This window comes from Peribacillus sp. NPDC055009, assembly GCF_053608705.1.
Genome location: NZ_JBSGVZ010000001.1, coordinates 621,772 through 641,935 on the forward strand (window position 1 = coordinate 621,772; position 20,164 = coordinate 641,935).

The window sequence follows — 20,164 nt, forward strand, 5'->3', positions numbered from 1 at the left end:
TTGAATGCTAATACCGCCGCCAAGCATTTCTAGTATCAAGAGAAAGTTTTTACATAAATAAATTTTTAAAAGGGGAAATTACTTTTAATCGTGTAATTAATGGGGGGATATTATGGATCAAAAGATCATTCAGGCTTTACACATCTATGTTTTAATCATCATGAATACAGGATTCATGGTACATGTCCTACTCCTTCCCAATATATTGACCGCATCTCAACGCGACGCATGGATAAGTGTCATAATAAGTGTTGTTCCATGTATCGTTTGGACCCTATTTATTTTTTATATTTATAAAAAACTAGATAAAGAAGATATAATCGCTTTTCTAAAAAAATGGTCTACACCTTTTGTTACATATATTTTCACAATAGCATTTGGGTTGTACTTTATATTTAACGCCTTCATTACCGTCAAGTTTACAGTGATTTGGGCAAAAGCTAATTATACTCATGACATACCGAACATCGTAGTCGTTAGCCTATTCACTTTTATTTGTATTTTTGCAACTTATAAAGGAATACGCACCATAAGTACTTTGGCTCTCCTGTTTCTTCCGTTCGTCACTTTTTTTGGGATATTTGTGGGGCTGGGGAATACGAGTAATAAGAATTACGAATTATTGTTCCCGATATTTGAAAGCGGGTATCGCAATACTCTAAATGGTATTTTGTATACGAGTGCAGGATATTTAGAAATTATCGTTTTTTTATTTTTGACTCCTTACCTGAAAGATAAGCTAAAAGCCAAGTGGCTTTTATTAGTTAGTGTAATTTTAATCATGCTTACGTTAGGACCCCTGATGGGGGCGATTGCAGAATTTGGTTCTGTGGAAGCAGTGAAAATGAGGAATCCAGCTTATGAACAGTGGAAGCTGTTAAGGTTTGGCTATTATATTACTCGACTCGATTTCCTGTCCATTTTCCAATGGCTTTCAGGTGCCATGATTCGAATAAGTTTATGTTTATTTATAGGATATAAATTAATCTCAAATTCAAAACATCAGAAGTGGATACTGCTCTCACTATATTCATTAATTGTTATTGGAACGCTAATCCATTGGGATGCCACTTCATTTTTTTATTTTATATACAAATATTTCTTTCCGATCAGTAGTCTGTTTCTCTTGGGTGCTGCAATTATACTGTTATTCCTTATTATAAAAAAGGGAAAAGGAAAAGGTGAAACATTATGAGGAAGGGAAAATTGAATGGAACTCCTTCTTGCATTGACCAAATCCAAAAATGGTTCGAACATTCCTCTGATGTTTTTTTAAGAAAAAAAACATTTGATCCTGAAGGTCGTTATTTGTTGGGGTTTTTATATGCGCCAAACTTAGTCGATATGCAATTTATCAATGAAGTGATACTGCCTACAATATCAAAAGCGGTTCAAGAAAATGGGGAATTAACAATTGATCAATTAAGCAATATTATGGAGATCAGTACGCTAAAAAAAGACGCCGATTTAAAAGAGGAAGTAGAAAGCATTCTATTTTCAGGAGACTTAATCATTATTAATGAATCTTCTAATGAAATTTATTATACCCCATTAGCTAATTCCCCTAAGCGTAGTCCGGAAGAGTCCAATATAGAATCTTCCATTCGCGGACCTAGAGATGGATTTATTGAGAATATTTCGGATAACATGTCTTTAATTCGCCAAAGGTTAAAAACGTCAACACTTAAATGCATAGAATATACAATCGGGAAAAGAAGTAAAACCAAAATATTGCTACTTTATATAGATGACATTATTAATCCTTCGATTCTTTTGGATATTAAAAAACGATTGGATTCATTAAATGTTGATATCATAGTCAGCAGTTACCAAGTTGAAGAACTCCTATATGATACTCAACTTTCCATCTTCCCTTTAATGGATTATATCGGTCGACCGGACTATGTTGTTGAATCCTTGAATCAAGGACGCTTTGCCATCCTGGTGGACGGGAATCCCACATGCTTGATCGGACCGACCAGTATTAATCAGTTACTTTATTCTGCTGATGACGCACATGCAAGCTTTTTTTACATTAGTTTTATGCGCATCATTCGTGTAGTCGCCTTATTTGTAACGGTTGCGTTACCGGGTTTTTTTATAGCGTTAGTTTCCTATCAATTCGACCAAATTCCCTTTTCGCTTCTTGCGACGATTTCAATCACGAGACAAGGATTACCGATACCTGCTTCTTTAGAGGCATTCATGATGATCATATTGTTTGAACTATTTAAAGAAGCTGGTCTTCGCCTGCCAAAAGCTGTAGGTCCGACGGTTTCTGTGTTGGGTGGATTGATTATAGGTGATGCAGCGATTCGGGCAGGGCTGACTTCACCCTCCATGTTAGTAGTAATAGCTGTTACAGTTCTCTCAAGCTATACCTTAATCAATCAGAATATTGCTGGAAATATCGTTCTTATAAGGTTATTCATATTTGCTTGTTCAGCGTTTTTAGGCTTGTTTGGATTCTTCATGGGAATATTCCTTATCTTGATTGTTGTGGTTTCCTTGGAAAGTTTCGGACAGCCTTTTGTGAATCCATTTTCCAAACCAAATAAATCGGATATGTTAAAAGTCTTATTCAAGCTTCCGTATGGGATGTTAAGGCAGCGGAATCAAGCTATACAGTCCAGTGATAATGAACCGCAAAAGGAGTCGAACAAATGAGAAAGCTAATTGCAGTCATGGTTATTGGCTGTCAACTTTTATTGACGACAGGATGCTGGGGAATGAAGGAAATTCAAGCTCAAACATATGGATCCGCTCTAGGGATCGATTATAAAGAGGGTGAATTCATCTTATACTTTCAAGCGTTGAATTTTGCGGATATAGCAAAACAAGAGGGGGCCACTGCATTACAAGAAAGATCTACTGTTGTCATTGGGGAAGGTAAAGGGGAAAGTATCGAGGAAGCATTTACCGAATTAGAACAACATGCCGCATTACCGCTTTATATCGGGCATATTAACTCCTTCATTTTAAGTGAGAATGTAATCAAGAATAAAATGAAGGATTTCATTGAATATGTAGGAAAAGAGCCCTTATTGCGATACAATTCATGGCTGTTCGTTACGAACAAGGATATTAAAAAGGTGTTTGACAGTGATAGTTTCTTTAATCTTCCTAACTTATTCACGATCATTCAAAGGCCAGAGACCGTTATTAACGAGAACTATTTCATTTCCCCGTTAAAATTCAGTGAACTGGTTTCGAAGTTTTATCAACCGGTTGGTTCCATTTTAATTCCCTCTTTGGTCATAAATGAGCATCATTACTCAGAGGGCGGGAAAGAAAAGAAGATACCAACATTGAATGGCGGCTATGTTTTATCAAAACAACAATATAAAGGGTACGTAAGTAAACAAGATTTGATAGGTTTAAAATGGGTTGAAAACAAGGCGACAGTAATGTTTTTTTCCCTGAACAAACAAAAGGTAAGTGTTGAAATCATGGACCCTAAAACAAACATCATAGTATTGGAACAACAAAAGAAACCCTTATATGACTTAGAGGTTAGAGCAAATGGAATATTGAAACAAAATATAGATAACTTGGATATGGAAAAAATCGAAAAAAAGGTAGAAACAAAAGTTAAGCATGATATTTTGAAGACATTGAAGACGGGGGAGAAAATCAATACAGACCTATTTAACATAAGTGAAAAGGCATACAGATACCATGTCAATAAGTGGGATAACAGAATTATTAATTCCTTTGATAAGACTTCAATAAATAACATAAAAGTTAATATCCATATTGAACATAGTGAAAATTACAAACGTTAGTTTATAAGTTTCAGGTTATTGCAGATGAGGGAGTTGTGTTAGACTTAACTTATCTGGAAAATTCAGCAGCCTTTATTGATCATGAAAGGCAGCGCTGAATTCGTCCGTTTGGCACTGGAGAATAAGCGGCTTAACATATAATGAGTACAGCAAATTCTTTCTTAGCCCGAAAAGAGCTCACATGCCGATAAAATGAAAAAGGGTGAAATGAAAAATGAAGACAGTAATAATTGCAACGAAAAATAAAGGGAAAGCAAAGGAGTTCGAAAGCTTATTCTCTGCTAAAGGATATGAAGTCAAAACACTTCTTGATGTACCGGATGCTCCGGATGTTGAGGAAACAGGGACGACATTTGAAGAAAATGCGATCCTGAAGGCAGAGGCCATTGCCCATCAGCTAGGCCGTTTTGTCATTGCTGATGATTCCGGATTGATTGTAGATGCATTGGAGGGCCGTCCAGGCGTATATTCTGCGCGCTATGCTGGAGAGTCCAAGAGTGATGAAGCGAACACGGAAAAAGTCCTCCGGGAACTGGAAGGCGTGCCAAAAGAGGATAGAACGGCGAGGTTTTATTGCGCATTGGCACTAGCGTCACCCAACCAGGAAACGATTACGGTATCGGGAACGATGGAAGGCTTGATTACAGAACGGCCTTCAGGAGCGAATGGATTTGGTTATGATCCCATCTTTTTTGTTGAGGAACAGGGTAAAACAAACGCAGAATTGACAAAAGAGGAAAAAAACAAAATCAGCCACCGTGCCAATGCATTGAGGGCCCTAGATGAAAAACTTGATCTATTTCTAAAAAGGGAAGAAGGAATGTGACGATGAAAGTGCTAATAATGAGTGACAGTCATGGCTTAACTCATGAAATCAGCATGATTACCGACCGTCATAAACAAGAGGTTGCAGCCATGATCCATTGCGGTGATTCAGAGTTGGAAAGAAATGACCCTCACATGTCGGGGTTCTTAGCCGTACGCGGGAATTGTGACTATGATTCGGCATATCCGAATGACATTGTGGAGAACATCGCAGGCAAGCGTTTCTTCCTTACACATGGACACCTCTATAACATAAATATGACCTTGATGAACCTATCTTATAAAAGTGAAGAGACAGGGGCGGATATTGTTTGCTTTGGTCATTCCCACGCTGCAGGCTCTGAATTGATTGACGGCAAGCTCTTCATCAACCCGGGAAGCATTCGTCAGCCGCGTGGACGAAAAGAAAAAACCTATGCCATTTTGGAAATCGGAAATGACCAACTTGAAATCATCTATTATGACCTTGAAGGAAAAATCGTTGAAGAACTAAGAAATGCTTATCAAATGGAATGACTTCATGTATAATGAACAGGAAGCGTTTTTCCCCGCTTCCTGGTTATTTAAAAAAGAAAAAACTTTTTTTGAAAAAGCGTTGACTTTCTTTTGATATCCTACTATAATAAGAAGTGTCCTAAGGGAACAGTTAAGGTAATACATAAGTTTTACCGCAACTTATATCATAAACGTCTCAGTAGCTCAGCTGGATAGAGCAACGCCCTTCTAAGGCGTCGGTCGGGAGTTCGAATCTCTCCTGGGACACTACTAAAAAAAGCCAAAACCTTCAAAGGTTTTGGCTTTTTTACTTTTGGCTTAAGACAATGAGGGTAATTTAAATTTGCTATCCTTTTAACTGTTAAAGTTCGTATGACGACAAGAAGTTTTTTATTTCATATTTATCGCAGGTGGATGACCTTTTATGTCGAACTTGTTATAAATAAGGAGATGTTTAAATGAATAAAGATAGATTATTCAAGTTCATTCAAACTTCCACTCGGGGCAATTTCTTCTCAGTCGAAATAACCGAAGATGGAACAGAAGTGGTCCAATTAGCCAAGGAGTTAGAAAAAGAAGGAAGAATCAAGTTGAGGGAATGCAAACGAAAAGAGCAAGGTGTTTATCTGGAAGGAATACTTAAGTTTGTGCCTAGCTAATACTTAAAGAGCTCAACGAAGGACTAATATTAGGAATTTCATATGTTCCACAAACTCAGGCATCCATGATTGGATGCCTGAGTTTGTATCTAAATTTTAAAGCAAAGTTGATTGGAGCCGGTGTGCGAGACTCCTGCGGGGAAAGCGCGTGCCTCGAGTGGAAATCAACGTTCGATTTACAAAAACCAATTATTATCGAGTTTGTCTACAAATTCAGGCATCCATAATCGGATGCCTTTTTTCTATATCAAATTCTATTTAATGTTTGGAGATTTTTTTTAATGATTTCACGGTTTTTGATTATTGCCGTATTCAATTCTTCGACGGGTGAACTTTTATCATCTCCTAAACTAAGCTGCATCCCACTTGATTGGTTTTGTATAAGTAATTCAATCGAATCGCGTAATTCTGGCAGTGATACCTTGAATTGTTCAGATAAATGTTGTATTGCCTTGTGTAAATCGGTGTTATGGATTGATGGAACAATTGCATTGTTTTCATCTTTCAATATATATCCTCCTCTAAAGCTTATTCACGCTTATATAGCATATTATTGGGGAAATTAAGCTTATTATTCAATGTGCTATAAGGCATAGTGTCAGGGGGATCGTTTCGTTTAATGGATGGTGTAGCGCCTGTCAGCTGTATTGTATGTTATGAAGCCCTCTGGCCACCGAGTACATCTTTGGATACTTTGCTGGAGTTAAATTAGAAAAAACATTGACATAATGCAAACGAATTAATATTATGTTTATTATATTATAAACTTTATAGGGAAGTGTTTGTTTTATGAAGGACGCTGAAATGTTTTGGAGCGCATCTCAGGATGAGCTTAAACAAGGGTATATAGAAGGTGAGAACCAATATGTTTGTTTGCTGTGCGGAAATGCAGTTGAAAAGGGGGTGGTATACCCGAAAGATGGGGTTCTTTATGAAGCAAAGAGGTATATGCGGATTCATATTGAACATGCACACAACTCCGTTTTTGAATACTTGATCGATCTCGATAAAAAACTTACAGGTCTCACGGACCATCAAAACCGCCTTCTTCGCCTATTTTACCAAGGGAAGAATGATGCTGAGGTTCAGGAGGAAATGGGGATAGGCAGTCCGTCCACCATTCGGAACCATCGTTTTGTGTTGAAAGAGAAAGAGCGTCAGGCTAAGTTGTTTTTAGCCCTGATGGAACTTTTGAAAGATAAAGATGAACATGCGCCGGCATTTATCCCGCTTCATCAAAAAGCGACGATGGTTGATGATCGTTATAACGTTACCGAGGATGAAAAGGTGGCTGTACTGAAAAAATACTTCCCTAAAGGCAGTCAGGATGCATTAAAGTCTTTCCCGCCAAAGGAAAAACAAAGGCTGATCATTCTTCAAGAAATTATGAACCGATTTGAAAATGAGCGGAAATACGAAGAAAAAGAAATCAATCAAATTTTGGGTACCGTTTATCATGATTACGTTCTTTTGAGAAGGTATTTAATAGAATATGGATTTTTGGATAGAAAGCCTGATGGGAGCCAATATTGGCTGAAGAAATGATGACTGGAGGCAAGAAAGATGGATCGTAAAAAAGAATTGAAGCAATTATATAAAGAAACGAAAGTTGAAGCAGGTGTATACCAAATCAGAAATACGGTAAATAATAAAGTTTTTATCGGAAGCACGAGGAATTTAAAGACGTTGAAGGGGAAACAATTTGAATTGGAAGTCGGAACAAACACCAATAAAGTGCTGCAAGGTGAGTGGAACCAATATGGGAAAGATGCTTTTTCTTTTGAGGTGCTGGAAGTATTGAAGCCGAAAGAAACAGGATTTTTTGATGTTAAACGGGAATTGAAAAAACTTGAAGAAATGTGGATGGAAAAAATACAGCCATACGAAGAACGGGGATACAATAGAATGAAATCCACTGACTTGTAAGTGGCCTTAAAACAGGGAGTCATTTGTGGCTCTTTTTTTGTGGGAAAAAAATCAGAGGATCTCACTTGTTGTAAGTTTTTAAATGGTTTAAGCTAATAATGAGGGTCCTGTTTATGAAATAGGGGGAAACCAGTGGAGACCTTCACTAAATAATTTATTTTAGGAGTTGCGAATGAAAAAAATAGGATGGACCATAACGGGGATAGGAGCAATCATAGCGCTGGGGGCCTTACTTTATCCTTTGAATGTTATTGATAAAACTCTATGTATATATTTATTGCTCGGCGGTGCAGGGCTTATGTTTGTCGGGTCTATGTTCAGGGCCTTTTCACTCCTGAAAAGATGACTGATTTTATTAAGGTGATGACATGGAGAAAAACCAATTGAAATATGCCCAGCAGCATCTGGCTAATGAACGTACCTTTTAGCCTGGGTAAGAACGGTGATTGCGATAGTGGGGGTTGGTTTTCTTGCGACTAGCCTACATTTTACGTTTGGTGTGCATCGGGATCCCCGGATTGACCTGATCAGTATCGTGCAGGGGATGTTTACATGTGCATTGGGCCTTGTGATTGCAGGGCTGGCGAAGTTCGGTTATCTTCAGAAGAAGCGGCAAATCAATGAAGGGACATTCGAGCCCTCGAGTGCGACGTTATTCTAATCGCTGTTTTTATGGTCATATTGTTATCGATGATCATTTTATATTTTGTTTTCATAAAAGTGTAAAACTGTCCTAACATTTAAAGGGCAGTTTTTTCCATTTCTACTATTATATACTTATTCTTACATCGTTACGGGATGATTTCTTCCATTGATTAAATGCAATCAAAAAACGAAAGCTTGAAAAACACTGTATTTCAGGTTATGAAGAATTATTCAGACTGTAGAAAATCCGAAGAAAACCTGTTGCCTGCAGTAATTTTATGGTGTTTACAATTTGGACGTTGATTTCCGATCCAGGCACTCGCTTTCCGCGGGCGGCTCGGGAGCTTGAGCTTCCTCGGCTTGAGCCTGTGGGGTTCTCCTCTAGACTCGCTTTTCCCGCAGGAGTCTCGCACCTTCCTCTACAATCAACTTCGTAATAAAATTCAGATGGAAATCATAAAGGTCTTGAAGGTATGGCTACTTTGTGTCCGTTGATTCGGGTGCATCATTTGATGAAAGATAAATTTTCTGAACCCTATTGTCGACAAACTGGAATAATTAAAACCTTTTTATTACATTAAATACAGTGTTGTGCACGTAGCCATGGTGAAATTTGAAGTACCGGAAGGGCATATAAGCGGTAAGGAAAAATCGGTCAAGTTTTGCCTTTCTTGAAAAAATATATATTAGCCACCATCAGTTTGTGAATAAACTTCACATGGGCAATGCTAGCATTAAAACTTTTGAAAGTACTTTACTTTATTCAATTTCAATCGCATTTTAAATATTTGTTTAATTTCCATTTTGTGAGATATGATAAAGAGGAACTAAAAGGAGGTCATTAACATGGTTGATATTAGAAAAGGTGAAAGTTCTTTTTTTGTCGAAGAATCTGGTGAGAAATTAGCGGAAATTACATTCTTTAAATCAGGTGATGATGAAATCACGGTCGATCATACCGTTGTTTCTGACAAGCTGCGCGGACAAAAGGTAGGAAATGCCCTTGTTGAAAAGGTAATAGGATTCGCAAGGGAGGAAAAACTGAAAATTGTTCCGGTATGTTCGTTCGTTCAAAAACAATTTGAAAAAAATGAAGAATACGAGGATGTATTGGCTAAATGAACTAGAGGGCTGGACCAGGGGATGATTAATATCACCTGTGTTCAGCCCATTGTCATTTTTTTAGATAATCTTCACACCATCAATTCCCCAAGAAAAAAATATTAAACGCCTTTCCGCCTACAGTGTTGTTCGCATTTAATATAGGGGAGGTGCTAGGATGGCCATCAAATTACAAACCCTATTGAATCGCGCAAAGGAAAATATGGGAGGCGGTATGGATCCGGTCGTGAACGAGACGATACTCGAAGTGGTTAAATTAGCTTATGAAGCGGGGATATTTGTTCAAATAACAGCTGGTTATCGAAGTTTCCCAGAACAAAATGAATTGTATGAACGGGGCAGAACGAATAAATCAATGCCTATCGTGACTTATGCCAGAGCTGGCCAGTCCTTGCATAACTATGGACTTGCTGTAGATTTTGTCATTGTTAGTGATGACGGCAAGCGGACATTGTGGACAGAGGGCGAAAAGTGGACAAGGGTAGCGGCCATAGCAAAATCCCTGGGATTTGTTTGGGGAGGGGATTTTGAATTGTTCCGTGATTTTCCTCATCTTGGAATGTCAGGCGGTTTATCCACTAGAGATCTTCAAAAGGGATTGAGGCCGAATCTTATATCAAGAGTGGCGTCAGCGAACAGTGAAAGGGAAAATGGATGATCCGCTGTTTGAGAATACTAATACTAGTGACTGGCATCATGTGCGTAGTGCGAGGATATTTCAGTGGAGAAGTTTTGTTATCATTTTAATAATTTTAATGGGATATCTGACGTTTTTAAAAATTAAATATTGAAAAAACTTTTTTTATAGAATGTGGTCATGATAGGTATGTAAGCGGATACAACAAATCTTTCAATTTAGAATTATCAAAAAATTTCAAAAAACCTGTTGACTACTACCTGAAATACACGTAAGATAATCACAAATACAAGACATCAAACATAAGCGTTTCAAAAAATATGAATAATGCGAAAAGCATTGAAGAGGATAAGTAGTCTTTTAAAAAGGCAGTCACAGAGAGCCGGGTAGCTGAGAGCCGGTATTGTCCCGAAAGATGAACTCACCTTGGAGTTTCAGCTTGAACGTCAGACTAGTAGGGCTGAACGGGTGCGTACCAGTACCCGTTACCAAAACAGAGAATAGTGTAGGCTATTCAAAGTGCGCATGGAGTTTCATGCGAAAAAGGGTGGTACCGTGGAGTGGCTCATCAAGCCTTTTCACCCCTTTAACTTGCCGAGTGCAAGTACATTTGGGGTGAAAAGGCTTTTTTGTATGCATAAAAAGCTGAAAATTCTGAATGTTAAGAAATATTCAATAGAAAAGCGAAGGAGGTTTTTTACGAAATGACACAAAAGTCAGTTGTTGCTGATCGGAAAAGTGGAAAGACACATTATACTGGTGCTGAATTTCTGCTGAATGCATTGAAAAAGGAAAATGTTGAAGTCATCTTTGGTTATCCGGGAGGTTCTGTATTGCCGATTTATGACAAGCTTTACAGTTCAGAACTTTTTCATATTTTGACAAGGCACGAACAAGGTGCGATTCATGCAGCGGAAGGATACGCCAGGATTACCGGCAAGCCGGGAGTTGTCATAGTTACATCCGGTCCAGGGGCAACGAACATTGTCACCGGTTTGGCCGATGCAATGATTGATTCTTTACCGCTTGTGGTAATTTCGGGTCAGGTAGCTACCAGTGTAATTGGCTCGGATGCTTTCCAGGAGGCTGATGTACTGGGGATTACTACCCCGATCACAAAACATAACTATCAGGTAAGGAGGCCGGAAGACCTTCCACGCATTATAAAAGAAGCTTTTTATATCGCTTCAAGCGGCCGGCCCGGTCCAGTATTAATCGATATACCTAAGGACATGGCCATTATAGAAGGTGTATCGACTGAAGAGGAGCCAGAGATGAATCTCCCGGGCTATCAGCCGACGACCAAGCCGAATTACTTACAGATCAGAAAGCTTGTTGAAGCAGTAAGCGGGGCGAAAAGACCGGTCATTCTTGCAGGGGCAGGTGTCCTGCATGCAAAGGCCTCCCATCTATTAAAGGAATATGTCGAGCAGCAAGGCATTCCCGTCGTCCACACTTTATTGGGTCTTGGGGGCTTTCCGGCGGAACATCCTCTCTTTATCGGTATGGGTGGTATGCATGGCTGCTATGCAGCAAACATGGCGTTAGCGAAATGTGATCTATTAATCAATATCGGTGCCAGGTTCGATGATCGATTGACTGGGAACCTAGCGAAATTCGCACAGCATGCAACGGTGGCCCATATCGATATTGATCCAGCGGAAATCGGTAAAAATGTGCCGACAAAAATTCCGGTTGTCGGAAGTGCCAAGGAAGCACTGGCAGAGTTGATTGCGCAAAATGGCAAGAAACCGGAAATTGATGAATGGACAACACAGCTTACTGCATGGAATGAAGAGTTCCCATTGCGTTATACCCATGAAGAAGGCGTATTGAAACCTCAGCGGGTCATCCAGATGCTTCACGAAAAAACGAATGGGGAAGCCATCGTTACGACGGATGTTGGACAGCATCAAATGTGGGCAGCGCAATACTATCCATTTAACAAACCGAATTCATGGGTCACTTCCGGTGGATTGGGAACGATGGGCTTTGGCTTACCATCGGCTCTCGGAGCGCAACTGGCGAATCCGAAAGCGACGGTGCTTTCCATATCTGGGGATGGTGGATTCCAGATGTGCCTGCAGGAACTTTCAGTCATTGCCGAAATGAATCTGCCAATCAAAATCATCATCGTCAACAACGGGGCACTAGGTATGGTAAGACAGTGGCAGGAACTATTTCATGAAAAACGTTTCTCGCACAGTATTTTTCAATCGCATCCGGACTTCGTGAAATTGGCTGATGCTTATGGAATTCCGGGGTACAAAGTGACGACGGAGGAAGAAGCAAGCAACTGCCTGGATGTAGCGTTAAAGACTGATGGTCCAGTGTTGATTGATTTCCGGGTAAAACAAAATGAAAATGTCTTTCCGATGGTAGCACAAGGAAAAGGGCTTGATGAAATGGAAGGAGTTTAATCAATGAAGGGAATTCTTAGCCTCACCGTGAACAACAGGCCAGGCGTCCTGAATCGGATTACGAACCTGTTCACGAAAAGAAATTATAACATTGAAGGCATGACTGTCGGACCTTCCGAACAGGATGGCATTTCAAGGATGACCTTCGTGGTCGATGTTGATGACGAAGCTGTCATTGAACAGATCACCAAGCAATTGAATAAGCAGATCGATGTTTTGAAAGTATATGATATTACGAATCAATCGATTGTGGCGAGGGAACTTGCACTCATTAAAATATTGGTGACTACACAAACCCGAGCTGAGATTTATTCAGTCATCGAACCCTTCCGAGCTTCAGTTATTGATGTCAGTAAAGATAGCCTGACAGTTCAAATCACAGGGGAATCGGATAAAATCGAAGCCTTCATTGAACTGATCAAGCCATATGGCATCAAGGAATTGGCAAGGACAGGGACAGCCGCCATCCCGCGTGGAATGCAAATTGCACACGCTAAGAGTGCGACAATCGTATAAAAATAAAAACCAAAACAAACCAAAACAAACCAAAACAAAAAACAATGATGAAAAGGGAGATGTAATTATTATGGCAAAAGTATATTATAACGCAGAAGCAAACGAGAATTTCTTCAACAATAAAAAGGTAGCGGTAATCGGATATGGTTCACAAGGACACGCACATGCACAAAACCTACGTGACAGCGGTGTAGATGTAATCATCGGAATCAGGAAAGGTAAATCCTTCGATAAAGCGGTGGAAGACGGCTTCAATGTTTACACGGTGAAAGAGGCAGCTGAACAGGCAGACGTGATCATGAACCTATTACCGGATGAAACTCAGCCGAAAGTATACCAAGAAGAAATCAAGCCGGTATTGCGCGCAGGTCAAGCGTTAATGTTCGCACACGGATTCAACGTCCATTTCAATCAAATCGTTCCTCCGGCAGACGTAGATGTACTATTAGTCGCTCCAAAAGGTCCGGGACATCTTGTTCGCCGTACATATGAACAAGGCGCAGGGGTGCCAGCATTATTCGCCATCTATCAGAATGTTACGGGTGAAGCAAAAGATTTGGCCCTTGCGTACGCTCGGGGAATCGGCTCTTTAAGAGCTGGCGGTTTGGAAACTACATTCCAAGAAGAAACGGAAACGGATCTATTTGGAGAACAGGCCGTACTTTGCGGCGGATTGACTGCCCTTGTGAAAGCTGGATTCGAAACATTGACAGAAGCTGGATACCAACCGGAAGTAGCATATTTCGAGTGTTTGCATGAACTTAAATTAATCATCGACCTTATGTATGAAGGCGGTATGGAAAACATGCGCTATTCCATTTCTGACACAGCTCAATGGGGAGATTTCGTTTCTGGACCACGCGTTGTGACGGAAACTACGAAAGAGGCAATGAAAGCGATCTTGAAAGACATCCAAGACGGTGAGTTCGCTAAAGGATGGATCTTGGAAAACCAAGCGAATCGTCCAGTCTTCAATGCTATCAATAATCGTGAAAACCAACATCAAATCGAAGTGGTTGGCCGTGAATTAAGAAAAATGATGCCATTCGTAAAACCTCAACAAAAAGAGAAAGAAGTGGTAGCCGTTGCGAAAAATTAATATATTTGAAACTACACTTCGAGATGGGGAGCAATCAGCCGGTGTAAATTTGAATTTTACCGAAAAACTTGAAATTGCTTATCAGCTTGAAAGATTGGGTGTTGATATTATCGAAGCCGGTTTTCCGGCAGCATCCAAAGGGGATTTCAACTCCGTACAGGAAATCGCGCGCAAAATCAAAAACAGCTCTGTCACAGGGCTGGCGCGCGCTGTAAAAGAAGATATCGATGCAGCTTGGGATTCATTAAGGGGCGGGGAAGAACCAAGGTTGCATACTTTCATCGCCACTTCGCCCATTCATCGTGAATATAAGTTGAAAATGACGAAGCAGCAAGTGATTGAAAAGGCAGTTGATATGGTCAAGTACGGGGCAGCGCGTTTTCCGATCGTACAATGGTCTGCAGAAGATGCAAGCCGTACAGAACTTGACTATTTGGCTGAAATCGTTGAAGCGGTCATTCAGGCTGGTGCCAAGGTCATTAACATCCCGGATACTGTTGGATATGCAGCTCCAATCGAGTACGGAAACATTTTCAGATACCTTCGTGAACATGTTCCTTCTATTGATAAAGTTAGTTTATCCGCACACTGCCATGACGATCTTGGAATGGCGACGGCCAATTCATTGGCTGCCATCGAAGGCGGAGCTACGCAAGTCGAAGGCACAATCAACGGAATTGGGGAACGTGCCGGAAACGTGGCCCTTGAAGAAGTGGCCATGGCACTCTACATCCGTAAAGATTTCTATCAAGCGGAAACGGGTCTTGTATTGAATGAAATAAAAAGGACCAGTGATTTGGTCAGCCGCCTTACGGGAATGCAAGTACCTGCTAATAAAGCCATTATTGGTGCCAATGCATACGCACATGAATCTGGCATTCACCAGGATGGCGTGTTAAAAGAAAAAACGACATACGAAATCATTTCACCAGAACTTGTCGGGGTTTCGTCCAATTCGTTAGTTTTAGGAAAGCATTCAGGACGCCATGCTTTCAAAGAAAGATTACAAGAGTTGAATTTTACGGTAACGGATGAGGAAATGAACTCATTATTCATTCAGTTCAAGGAATTGGCCGATAATAAAAAGAACATGACGGATGAAGATATCGTTGCGCTGGTGCTTGAAGAGAAAGCGACGGATATCAGTTTTTATGACATGATTTCCTTACAGATTTCCCATGGTACCCATCAGACGGCGACAGCAACGGTCACGCTGAAAAAAGGCGATAATGAAGAGATTCAGGAAGCGGCTACAGGTGCAGGAAGTGTAGAAGCCTTATATAACACGCTTGAAAGATGTTTGGGCAGCGAGATCAGCTTGCTGGACTATCGAATTCAATCGGTGGGCGGCGGAATGGATGCCCTTGCTCAGGTTTTTGTAAAAATTGATTATAACGGTGTGGAAACAAGCGGCAGGGGTCTTGATCAGGACGTCTTGGAAGCATCCGCCAAAGCGTATTTGAACGCTGTGAACCGAGTGATCATCATGAAGGAACTGGAAGAAAAAGCAGTATTACAATAGGAAGGGGAGATTTCGATGAAAAGGAATATTGCGGTGCTTCAAGGAGATGGCATCGGGAAAGAAGTAACAAGAGGCGCTGTAGAAATCCTCGAAGCCGTTGCCCAAAGATATGGACACGATTTTGAATTTCAATATGGTGAGATTGGCGGCGGGGCCATCGATAACACAGGTGCACCCCTGCCGGATGAAACAGTGGAGATTTGTAAAAACAGCGATGCGGTATTATTAGGGGCCGTTGGAGGACCTAAGTGGGATGACCAGCCTGCGCACCTAAGACCGGAACGAGGTTTGTTGAAAATCCGCAAAGATTTGAATCTTTATGCTAACATCCGTCCAATCAGCTATTATTCCAGCTTGTCGGAATCTTCTCCTCTTAAAAAGGAATTCATTGAAGATGTGGATTTCGTGATTGTCAGGGAACTAACAGGCGGCCTTTATTTCGGAAAGCCAAGTGAGCGCATGGAAAAAGAAGGGCAAGAGGCGGTCGTCGATACACTTTTCTATCAGAAAAGCGAAATGAAGCGCATCATTGAACTTGCTTTTGCATTAGCATCGGATCGCAAGAAAAAAGTAACATCCGTGGATAAAGCGAATGTTCTTGAATCAAGCAGGATGTGGCGTGAGACAGCTGAAGAAATTGCCAAGGACTATCCGGATGTAATCCTTGAACATATGCTTGTTGATAATGCGGCCATGCAATTGATCAAAAACCCGAAACAATTTGATATTATCGTGACGGAGAATATGTTCGGTGATATTTTAAGCGATGAAGCGTCGGTATTGACTGGCTCGCTTGGAATGCTTCCTTCCGCCTCAATATCAACAAATGGGCCTAATCTATATGAACCGATTCATGGCTCCGCCCCGGATATCGCAGGCAAAAACCTGGCTAATCCGATTGGGACGATTTTATCAGCAGCTTCCATGCTGCGTCTATCCTTTGGTTTGGAAGATGAGGCGAAAGCCGTTGAGCAGGCTGTGGAAACGGTCCTTGAATATGGCTTAAGAACAGGCGACATCGCAAATGGCCAACCAAATATTACATCCACTTCAGAGATGATCGCAGAAATAAAAGCAAATCTTTTAGACCAGGAAGCCATTTCCAATATCATGGGAGCTTACGCATAAACTTCTTTCACGGCCTAACAATAGGCCGTGTTTTTTAAAAAAATACAAGATTGATCGAGGTGGGATAGTGATGGGAAAGTCGATAATAGAGAAAATATGGGATCGCCATATTGTAAATGAAGAGGAGAATAAACCGGATTTAATTTATATAGACCTTCAATATATTCATGAAGTGACCTCTCCGCAAGCATTTGAAGGATTGAGATTAAAAGGACGCACAGTCAGAAGACCCGACCGTACTTTCGCGACAATGGATCATAATGTGCCAACCGTTAACCGCTATTTCATCGAGGATGATATTGCAAGGAAACAACTAGAGGCGCTTGAGCAAAACTGTAAGGAGTTCGGCATCCGCCTTGCTGATTTAGACAGCCCGGATCAAGGTATCGTTCACGTTATCGGGCCGGAATTAGGGCTTACACAGCCAGGAATGACGATTGTCTGCGGAGACAGTCATACTTCCACACATGGTGCGTTTGGCTCGATTGCATTTGGAATCGGTACGAGTGAGGTCGAGCATGTTTTGGCTACACAAACCCTATGGCAAACTAAACCGAAAACATTAAAGCTTGAGGTTAATGGCAAGCTTGGTCATGGTGTGATGGCGAAAGATGTCATTTTATATGTGATTTCTAAATTCGGCGTCAATTTCGGTACTGGACATATCATTGAGTATTGTGGGGAAGTTTTCCGGGATATGTCGATGGAAGAGAGAATGACGGTTTGCAATATGTCGATCGAAGGCGGGGCAAGAGCGGGGCTGGTAGCTCCCGATGAAACCACGTTCTCTTATTTGAAAGGTCGTAAATATTTGCCGAAAGGAGAAGAGTTCGAACGATGTGTTCAGGACTGGAAGTCACTTTCCAGTGATGAGGATGCTGTTTATGACCAAGAAATCATTCTTGATGGCAGTTTGATTCCACCGATGGTGAGCTGGGGGACGAATCCTGGAATGGCTAGTGGCGTGGACGGTAAAGTGCCTACCTTCGCGGAAGATATCATGGATCCCAAGGAACTGAATCGAGCCATTGAGTATATGGGTCTTAAGGAAGGCATGCCGATCACGGAAATTCCCGTACAACATGTTTTCATAGGATCGTGTACCAATTCGCGCATTGAGGACTTACGGCAAGCTGCAGAAATGATCGAAGGCCAAACTGTTCAAAAAGGAGTTCGGGCGATGGTCGTTCCCGGTTCACAAAGCGTCAAAAGGCAAGCGGAAGATGAAGGGTTGGATGAAATCTTCAAATCTGCGGGCTTCGAATGGCGTGAATCGGGCTGCAGCATGTGCCTGAGCATGAATCCTGACGTGGTTCCGTCCGGTGAGCATTGTGCCTCCACAAGTAATCGGAACTTCGAAGGCAGGCAAGGCGCTGGAGCAAGAACGCACCTGGTTAGTCCGGCTATGGCTGCCGCGGCCGCCATTCATGGGAAATTTGTCGATATTAGGAATTTGAAAAGAACTGAACAAGTCCATTAAGAATACGAATTAACCGGAGGTGCATAGAATGGAACCCATTACTATATATAAAGGAAGAGCGGCGGCACTTGACCGTAAAAACGTGGATACGGACCAAATCATTCCAAAGCAATTTTTAAAACGGATTGAGCGAAGCGGATTTGGCGAATTTTTATTCTATAACTGGCGTTTTGATGAAAATGGACAGAAGCGTCCTGATTTTGAATTGAATCAGCCTCATAATCAAAACACGTCCATTTTAATAGCAGGAGAAAATTTTGGCTGCGGTTCTTCGCGTGAGCATGCCCCTTGGTCATTGAAAGACTATGGATTCGATATCATCATCGCTCCATCTTATGCTGATATCTTTAAAAGTAATTGCATGAAAAATGGGATGGTCCCCATCGCTTTAACCCAGGCTGAAGTAAACTATTTAATGGAGAGAGTGTCGGCACCTGACTATGAGTTGACGATCGACCTCCCCAATCAGACATTGAATGATGGTCAAGGGTTTGAAACAAGCTTTGAAATTCATCCATATTGGAAGGAAATGCTCATCAAAGGCTGGGATGAAATTTCGATAACGCTTCAATATGATAAAGAGATTTCTGCCTATGAATCTCAAAAAAAGGCTGTTTCGAGCATTTAATATTAATAGAAGAAGGTCATATCCCGTTCTCCTTTCTTGATTAGAAAGGATGCGGGATTTTTTTATCTGGGAAAGAAAGAAAGAAAGGTGTTCATCCATCCCATATAAATTTTGTGTTTCCTGCTATTACATGCTAAACTGTTTCTCAAAAAGCGAACGGTGAGGCGGAAAATAGGATGGATAATGAGAATAACCAAAAGAAGGCCGAAGAAACCAAGATTATCGCCTTTCCAAATCTCGGTGATAGGCTGATTGCAAAGGGACTGGATGAGCTTGGAAACAGAAACTTTAAAGCGGCTGCACAGCTTTTCAGCCAAGCTAGGGAGTATGAGCCCGAGAATGATGAAGTTTGCATGGGACTAGTGGTCTCACTAGTCGAACTTGAGCATTACAAGGAGTCAAAAGAGTTGTGTATAGAGATGCTGAATAAAGGCATCGGTGACTATTTTCAACTGATCAATATTTATTTGATGGTTCTGCTGCAATTAGGCGAGCATCAGGAAATGGTCACGACGATCGAACTGCTATTTGAAGAAAGCCAAATTCCTTTTGATAAAGAGGAACATTTCGAAAAGATGCTTCAGTTCAGTAAAAGGGCCCTTGAGGATAAAAAAGAGGAGAAGGAAAGGCAAAATCAGCAGCTTTCAGAGGAATTGCAGGAGGATGAACTTTTTGAAGGGAAAACGGATAATGAAATGCTAATGGTCATTTCAAAACTAACGAATATCAATATTCGACCATTTATCCCTCAAATCGAAAAATTTCTACAAAAAGAAGAGGGACACCCTTTCTTTAAAACGATGCTCCTTAACATTCTTATCGACCAGGAATATAACGAGGAAGTGACGTTGAGGAAATTCAATCAATCGAAGTCGGTCATACCAAGGGGATTGAAAAGTTTGAAGGAGACGGACTTCTATAAGAAGGTAACCGGACTGACCGAAGAGGAAATCAGTCAGGATAATCCGAGCTTATTTGAAATGGTCCATAGTTTGATTGAACGTCATTCTTTTTTATTGTTCCCTTTTGAACCCGGACCTGAAAGCTTGCCTGCATGGGCAGCTGCCTATCATGCCTTGGCGGAAGAATACATGACCGGGGAAGTTTTCGGTAGGGACTTAGCGGACCTGTACCAGGCTGATGAGGAAAGCATTGCGGATATTCTTTCCTATTTAAAAGAAATTGAAGAAATTTCTTATCCCATTATTTAAGCTATTGCTGTTGTAACAGATTAATCCTGTGGTATAATGTAGTGGTTGTAATGTATATTCGTCTAA

The 20,164-nt window shown here is 40.9% G+C and carries 21 protein-coding genes, 1 tRNA gene and 1 other annotated feature; of the genes, 21 read left to right on the forward strand and 1 reads right to left on the reverse strand.

Features of this window, described 5'->3' with window-relative positions; translation table 11 throughout:
- Window positions 1–112: 112 nt before the first annotated feature.
- The 7 genes from ACWF5P_RS03095 to ACWF5P_RS03125 all read left to right on the forward strand — a co-directional run bounded on the left by ACWF5P_RS03095 (window position 113) and on the right by ACWF5P_RS03125 (window position 5,764).
- The gene (locus ACWF5P_RS03095; RefSeq protein WP_434167512.1) at window positions 113–1,195 is read left to right on the forward strand and encodes an endospore germination permease; all 1,083 of its coding nucleotides are present in this window, start codon (window positions 113–115) and stop codon (window positions 1,193–1,195) included.
- Window positions 1,192–2,667 (forward strand): spore germination protein, encoded by a 1,476-nt coding sequence (locus ACWF5P_RS03100; protein ID WP_452444581.1) that lies wholly within the window; start codon window positions 1,192–1,194, stop codon window positions 2,665–2,667. Before ACWF5P_RS03095 ends, ACWF5P_RS03100 begins: the two co-directional genes overlap by 4 nt.
- The gene (locus ACWF5P_RS03105) at window positions 2,664–3,785 is read left to right on the forward strand and encodes a Ger(x)C family spore germination protein (RefSeq protein ID WP_434167510.1); all 1,122 of its coding nucleotides are present in this window, start codon (window positions 2,664–2,666) and stop codon (window positions 3,783–3,785) included. The genes ACWF5P_RS03100 and ACWF5P_RS03105 overlap by 4 nt, the downstream gene beginning before the upstream one ends.
- A 214-nt stretch (window positions 3,786–3,999) precedes the next feature.
- On the forward strand, window positions 4,000–4,611 hold the full coding sequence (locus ACWF5P_RS03110; RefSeq protein WP_101222828.1) for an XTP/dITP diphosphatase: 612 nt from the start codon (window positions 4,000–4,002) through the stop codon (window positions 4,609–4,611).
- A gap of 2 nt (window positions 4,612–4,613) precedes the next feature.
- Window positions 4,614–5,126, forward strand: coding sequence for a metallophosphoesterase (locus ACWF5P_RS03115; RefSeq protein WP_260358268.1), 513 nt, complete (start codon window positions 4,614–4,616; stop codon window positions 5,124–5,126).
- Window positions 5,127–5,298: 172 nt separating this feature from the next.
- A tRNA-Arg gene (locus tag ACWF5P_RS03120) sits at window positions 5,299–5,372 on the forward strand.
- 191 nt (window positions 5,373–5,563) lie between these two features.
- Window positions 5,564–5,764: a hypothetical protein gene (locus ACWF5P_RS03125; RefSeq protein WP_063575539.1), complete on the forward strand. Its 201-nt coding sequence runs from the start codon at window positions 5,564–5,566 to the stop codon at window positions 5,762–5,764.
- A gap of 247 nt (window positions 5,765–6,011) precedes the next feature.
- Here ACWF5P_RS03125 and ACWF5P_RS03130 read toward each other — a convergent pair whose 3' ends face one another.
- Complete coding sequence (locus ACWF5P_RS03130) at window positions 6,012–6,272, reverse strand: hypothetical protein (protein ID WP_434167508.1); 261 nt, start codon at window positions 6,270–6,272, stop codon at window positions 6,012–6,014.
- Between the two features lie 281 nt (window positions 6,273–6,553).
- On the opposite strand from ACWF5P_RS03130, the gene ACWF5P_RS03135 reads away from it, so the two are divergent.
- The 14 genes from ACWF5P_RS03135 (at window position 6,554) to ACWF5P_RS03200 (ending at window position 20,098) form a co-directional block, all read left to right on the forward strand.
- Window positions 6,554–7,309: a DUF2087 domain-containing protein gene (locus ACWF5P_RS03135; RefSeq protein WP_452444582.1), complete on the forward strand. Its 756-nt coding sequence runs from the start codon at window positions 6,554–6,556 to the stop codon at window positions 7,307–7,309.
- An 18-nt stretch (window positions 7,310–7,327) separates the two neighbouring features.
- Complete coding sequence (locus tag ACWF5P_RS03140; protein WP_101222824.1) at window positions 7,328–7,690, forward strand: GIY-YIG nuclease family protein; 363 nt, start codon at window positions 7,328–7,330, stop codon at window positions 7,688–7,690.
- A 172-nt stretch (window positions 7,691–7,862) separates the two neighbouring features.
- Complete coding sequence (locus ACWF5P_RS03145; RefSeq protein ID WP_170971560.1) at window positions 7,863–8,036, forward strand: hypothetical protein; 174 nt, start codon at window positions 7,863–7,865, stop codon at window positions 8,034–8,036.
- Window positions 8,037–8,132: 96 nt separating this feature from the next.
- Window positions 8,133–8,351: a hypothetical protein gene (locus ACWF5P_RS03150; RefSeq protein WP_434167506.1), complete on the forward strand. Its 219-nt coding sequence runs from the start codon at window positions 8,133–8,135 to the stop codon at window positions 8,349–8,351.
- A gap of 830 nt (window positions 8,352–9,181) precedes the next feature.
- Window positions 9,182–9,457 carry a GNAT family N-acetyltransferase gene (locus tag ACWF5P_RS03155; protein ID WP_101222823.1) on the forward strand — a complete coding sequence of 92 codons (276 nt, stop codon included), beginning with the start codon at window positions 9,182–9,184 and terminating at the stop codon, window positions 9,455–9,457.
- Between the two features lie 157 nt (window positions 9,458–9,614).
- On the forward strand, window positions 9,615–10,115 hold the full coding sequence (locus ACWF5P_RS03160) for a M15 family metallopeptidase (RefSeq protein WP_101222822.1): 501 nt from the start codon (window positions 9,615–9,617) through the stop codon (window positions 10,113–10,115).
- A gap of 309 nt (window positions 10,116–10,424) precedes the next feature.
- Window positions 10,425–10,683, forward strand: a binding site (T-box leader).
- 115 nt (window positions 10,684–10,798) lie between these two features.
- Window positions 10,799–12,514 (forward strand): acetolactate synthase large subunit, encoded by a 1,716-nt coding sequence (ilvB, locus tag ACWF5P_RS03165; protein WP_434167505.1) that lies wholly within the window; start codon window positions 10,799–10,801, stop codon window positions 12,512–12,514.
- A gap of 3 nt (window positions 12,515–12,517) precedes the next feature.
- Complete coding sequence (ilvN, locus tag ACWF5P_RS03170) at window positions 12,518–13,030, forward strand: acetolactate synthase small subunit (protein ID WP_101222819.1); 513 nt, start codon at window positions 12,518–12,520, stop codon at window positions 13,028–13,030.
- 70 nt (window positions 13,031–13,100) lie between these two features.
- The gene (gene ilvC, locus ACWF5P_RS03175; protein WP_101222818.1) at window positions 13,101–14,129 is read left to right on the forward strand and encodes a ketol-acid reductoisomerase; all 1,029 of its coding nucleotides are present in this window, start codon (window positions 13,101–13,103) and stop codon (window positions 14,127–14,129) included.
- Window positions 14,116–15,651, forward strand: a complete 1,536-nt coding sequence (locus ACWF5P_RS03180) for a 2-isopropylmalate synthase (RefSeq protein WP_452444583.1) — start codon at window positions 14,116–14,118, stop codon at window positions 15,649–15,651. The genes ilvC and ACWF5P_RS03180 overlap by 14 nt, the downstream gene beginning before the upstream one ends.
- A gap of 15 nt (window positions 15,652–15,666) precedes the next feature.
- Complete coding sequence (leuB, locus tag ACWF5P_RS03185) at window positions 15,667–16,779, forward strand: 3-isopropylmalate dehydrogenase (protein ID WP_101222816.1); 1,113 nt, start codon at window positions 15,667–15,669, stop codon at window positions 16,777–16,779.
- Between the two features lie 70 nt (window positions 16,780–16,849).
- Window positions 16,850–18,259 (forward strand): 3-isopropylmalate dehydratase large subunit, encoded by a 1,410-nt coding sequence (gene leuC, locus ACWF5P_RS03190; protein WP_101222815.1) that lies wholly within the window; start codon window positions 16,850–16,852, stop codon window positions 18,257–18,259.
- Window positions 18,260–18,287: 28 nt separating this feature from the next.
- On the forward strand, window positions 18,288–18,887 hold the full coding sequence (gene leuD, locus ACWF5P_RS03195) for a 3-isopropylmalate dehydratase small subunit (protein WP_101222814.1): 600 nt from the start codon (window positions 18,288–18,290) through the stop codon (window positions 18,885–18,887).
- A gap of 176 nt (window positions 18,888–19,063) precedes the next feature.
- Entirely contained in the window at window positions 19,064–20,098 is a 1,035-nt protein-coding gene (locus tag ACWF5P_RS03200) for a tetratricopeptide repeat protein (RefSeq protein WP_452444584.1), read from the forward strand.
- Window positions 20,099–20,164: the final 66 nt, after the last annotated feature.

What these genes read in the sequence shown, in the direction of transcription:
- ACWF5P_RS03095 (WP_434167512.1), top strand. Translation starts at nt 113, where the DNA reads ATGGATCAAAAGATCATTCAGGCTTTACACATCTATGTTTTAATCATC.
- ACWF5P_RS03100 (WP_452444581.1), top strand. Translation starts at nt 1,192, where the DNA reads ATGAGGAAGGGAAAATTGAATGGAACTCCTTCTTGCATTGACCAAATC.
- ACWF5P_RS03105 (WP_434167510.1), top strand. Translation starts at nt 2,664, where the DNA reads ATGAGAAAGCTAATTGCAGTCATGGTTATTGGCTGTCAACTTTTATTG.
- ACWF5P_RS03110 (WP_101222828.1), top strand. Translation starts at nt 4,000, where the DNA reads ATGAAGACAGTAATAATTGCAACGAAAAATAAAGGGAAAGCAAAGGAG.
- ACWF5P_RS03115 (WP_260358268.1), top strand. Translation starts at nt 4,614, where the DNA reads ATGAAAGTGCTAATAATGAGTGACAGTCATGGCTTAACTCATGAAATC.
- ACWF5P_RS03125 (WP_063575539.1), top strand. Translation starts at nt 5,564, where the DNA reads ATGAATAAAGATAGATTATTCAAGTTCATTCAAACTTCCACTCGGGGC.
- ACWF5P_RS03135 (WP_452444582.1), top strand. Translation starts at nt 6,554, where the DNA reads ATGAAGGACGCTGAAATGTTTTGGAGCGCATCTCAGGATGAGCTTAAA.
- ACWF5P_RS03140 (WP_101222824.1), top strand. Translation starts at nt 7,328, where the DNA reads ATGGATCGTAAAAAAGAATTGAAGCAATTATATAAAGAAACGAAAGTT.
- ACWF5P_RS03145 (WP_170971560.1), top strand. Translation starts at nt 7,863, where the DNA reads ATGAAAAAAATAGGATGGACCATAACGGGGATAGGAGCAATCATAGCG.
- ACWF5P_RS03155 (WP_101222823.1), top strand. Translation starts at nt 9,182, where the DNA reads ATGGTTGATATTAGAAAAGGTGAAAGTTCTTTTTTTGTCGAAGAATCT.
- ACWF5P_RS03160 (WP_101222822.1), top strand. Translation starts at nt 9,615, where the DNA reads ATGGCCATCAAATTACAAACCCTATTGAATCGCGCAAAGGAAAATATG.
- ilvB (WP_434167505.1), top strand. Translation starts at nt 10,799, where the DNA reads ATGACACAAAAGTCAGTTGTTGCTGATCGGAAAAGTGGAAAGACACAT.
- ilvN (WP_101222819.1), top strand. Translation starts at nt 12,518, where the DNA reads ATGAAGGGAATTCTTAGCCTCACCGTGAACAACAGGCCAGGCGTCCTG.
- ilvC (WP_101222818.1), top strand. Translation starts at nt 13,101, where the DNA reads ATGGCAAAAGTATATTATAACGCAGAAGCAAACGAGAATTTCTTCAAC.
- leuB (WP_101222816.1), top strand. Translation starts at nt 15,667, where the DNA reads ATGAAAAGGAATATTGCGGTGCTTCAAGGAGATGGCATCGGGAAAGAA.
- leuC (WP_101222815.1), top strand. Translation starts at nt 16,850, where the DNA reads ATGGGAAAGTCGATAATAGAGAAAATATGGGATCGCCATATTGTAAAT.
- leuD (WP_101222814.1), top strand. Translation starts at nt 18,288, where the DNA reads ATGGAACCCATTACTATATATAAAGGAAGAGCGGCGGCACTTGACCGT.
- ACWF5P_RS03200 (WP_452444584.1), top strand. Translation starts at nt 19,064, where the DNA reads ATGGATAATGAGAATAACCAAAAGAAGGCCGAAGAAACCAAGATTATC.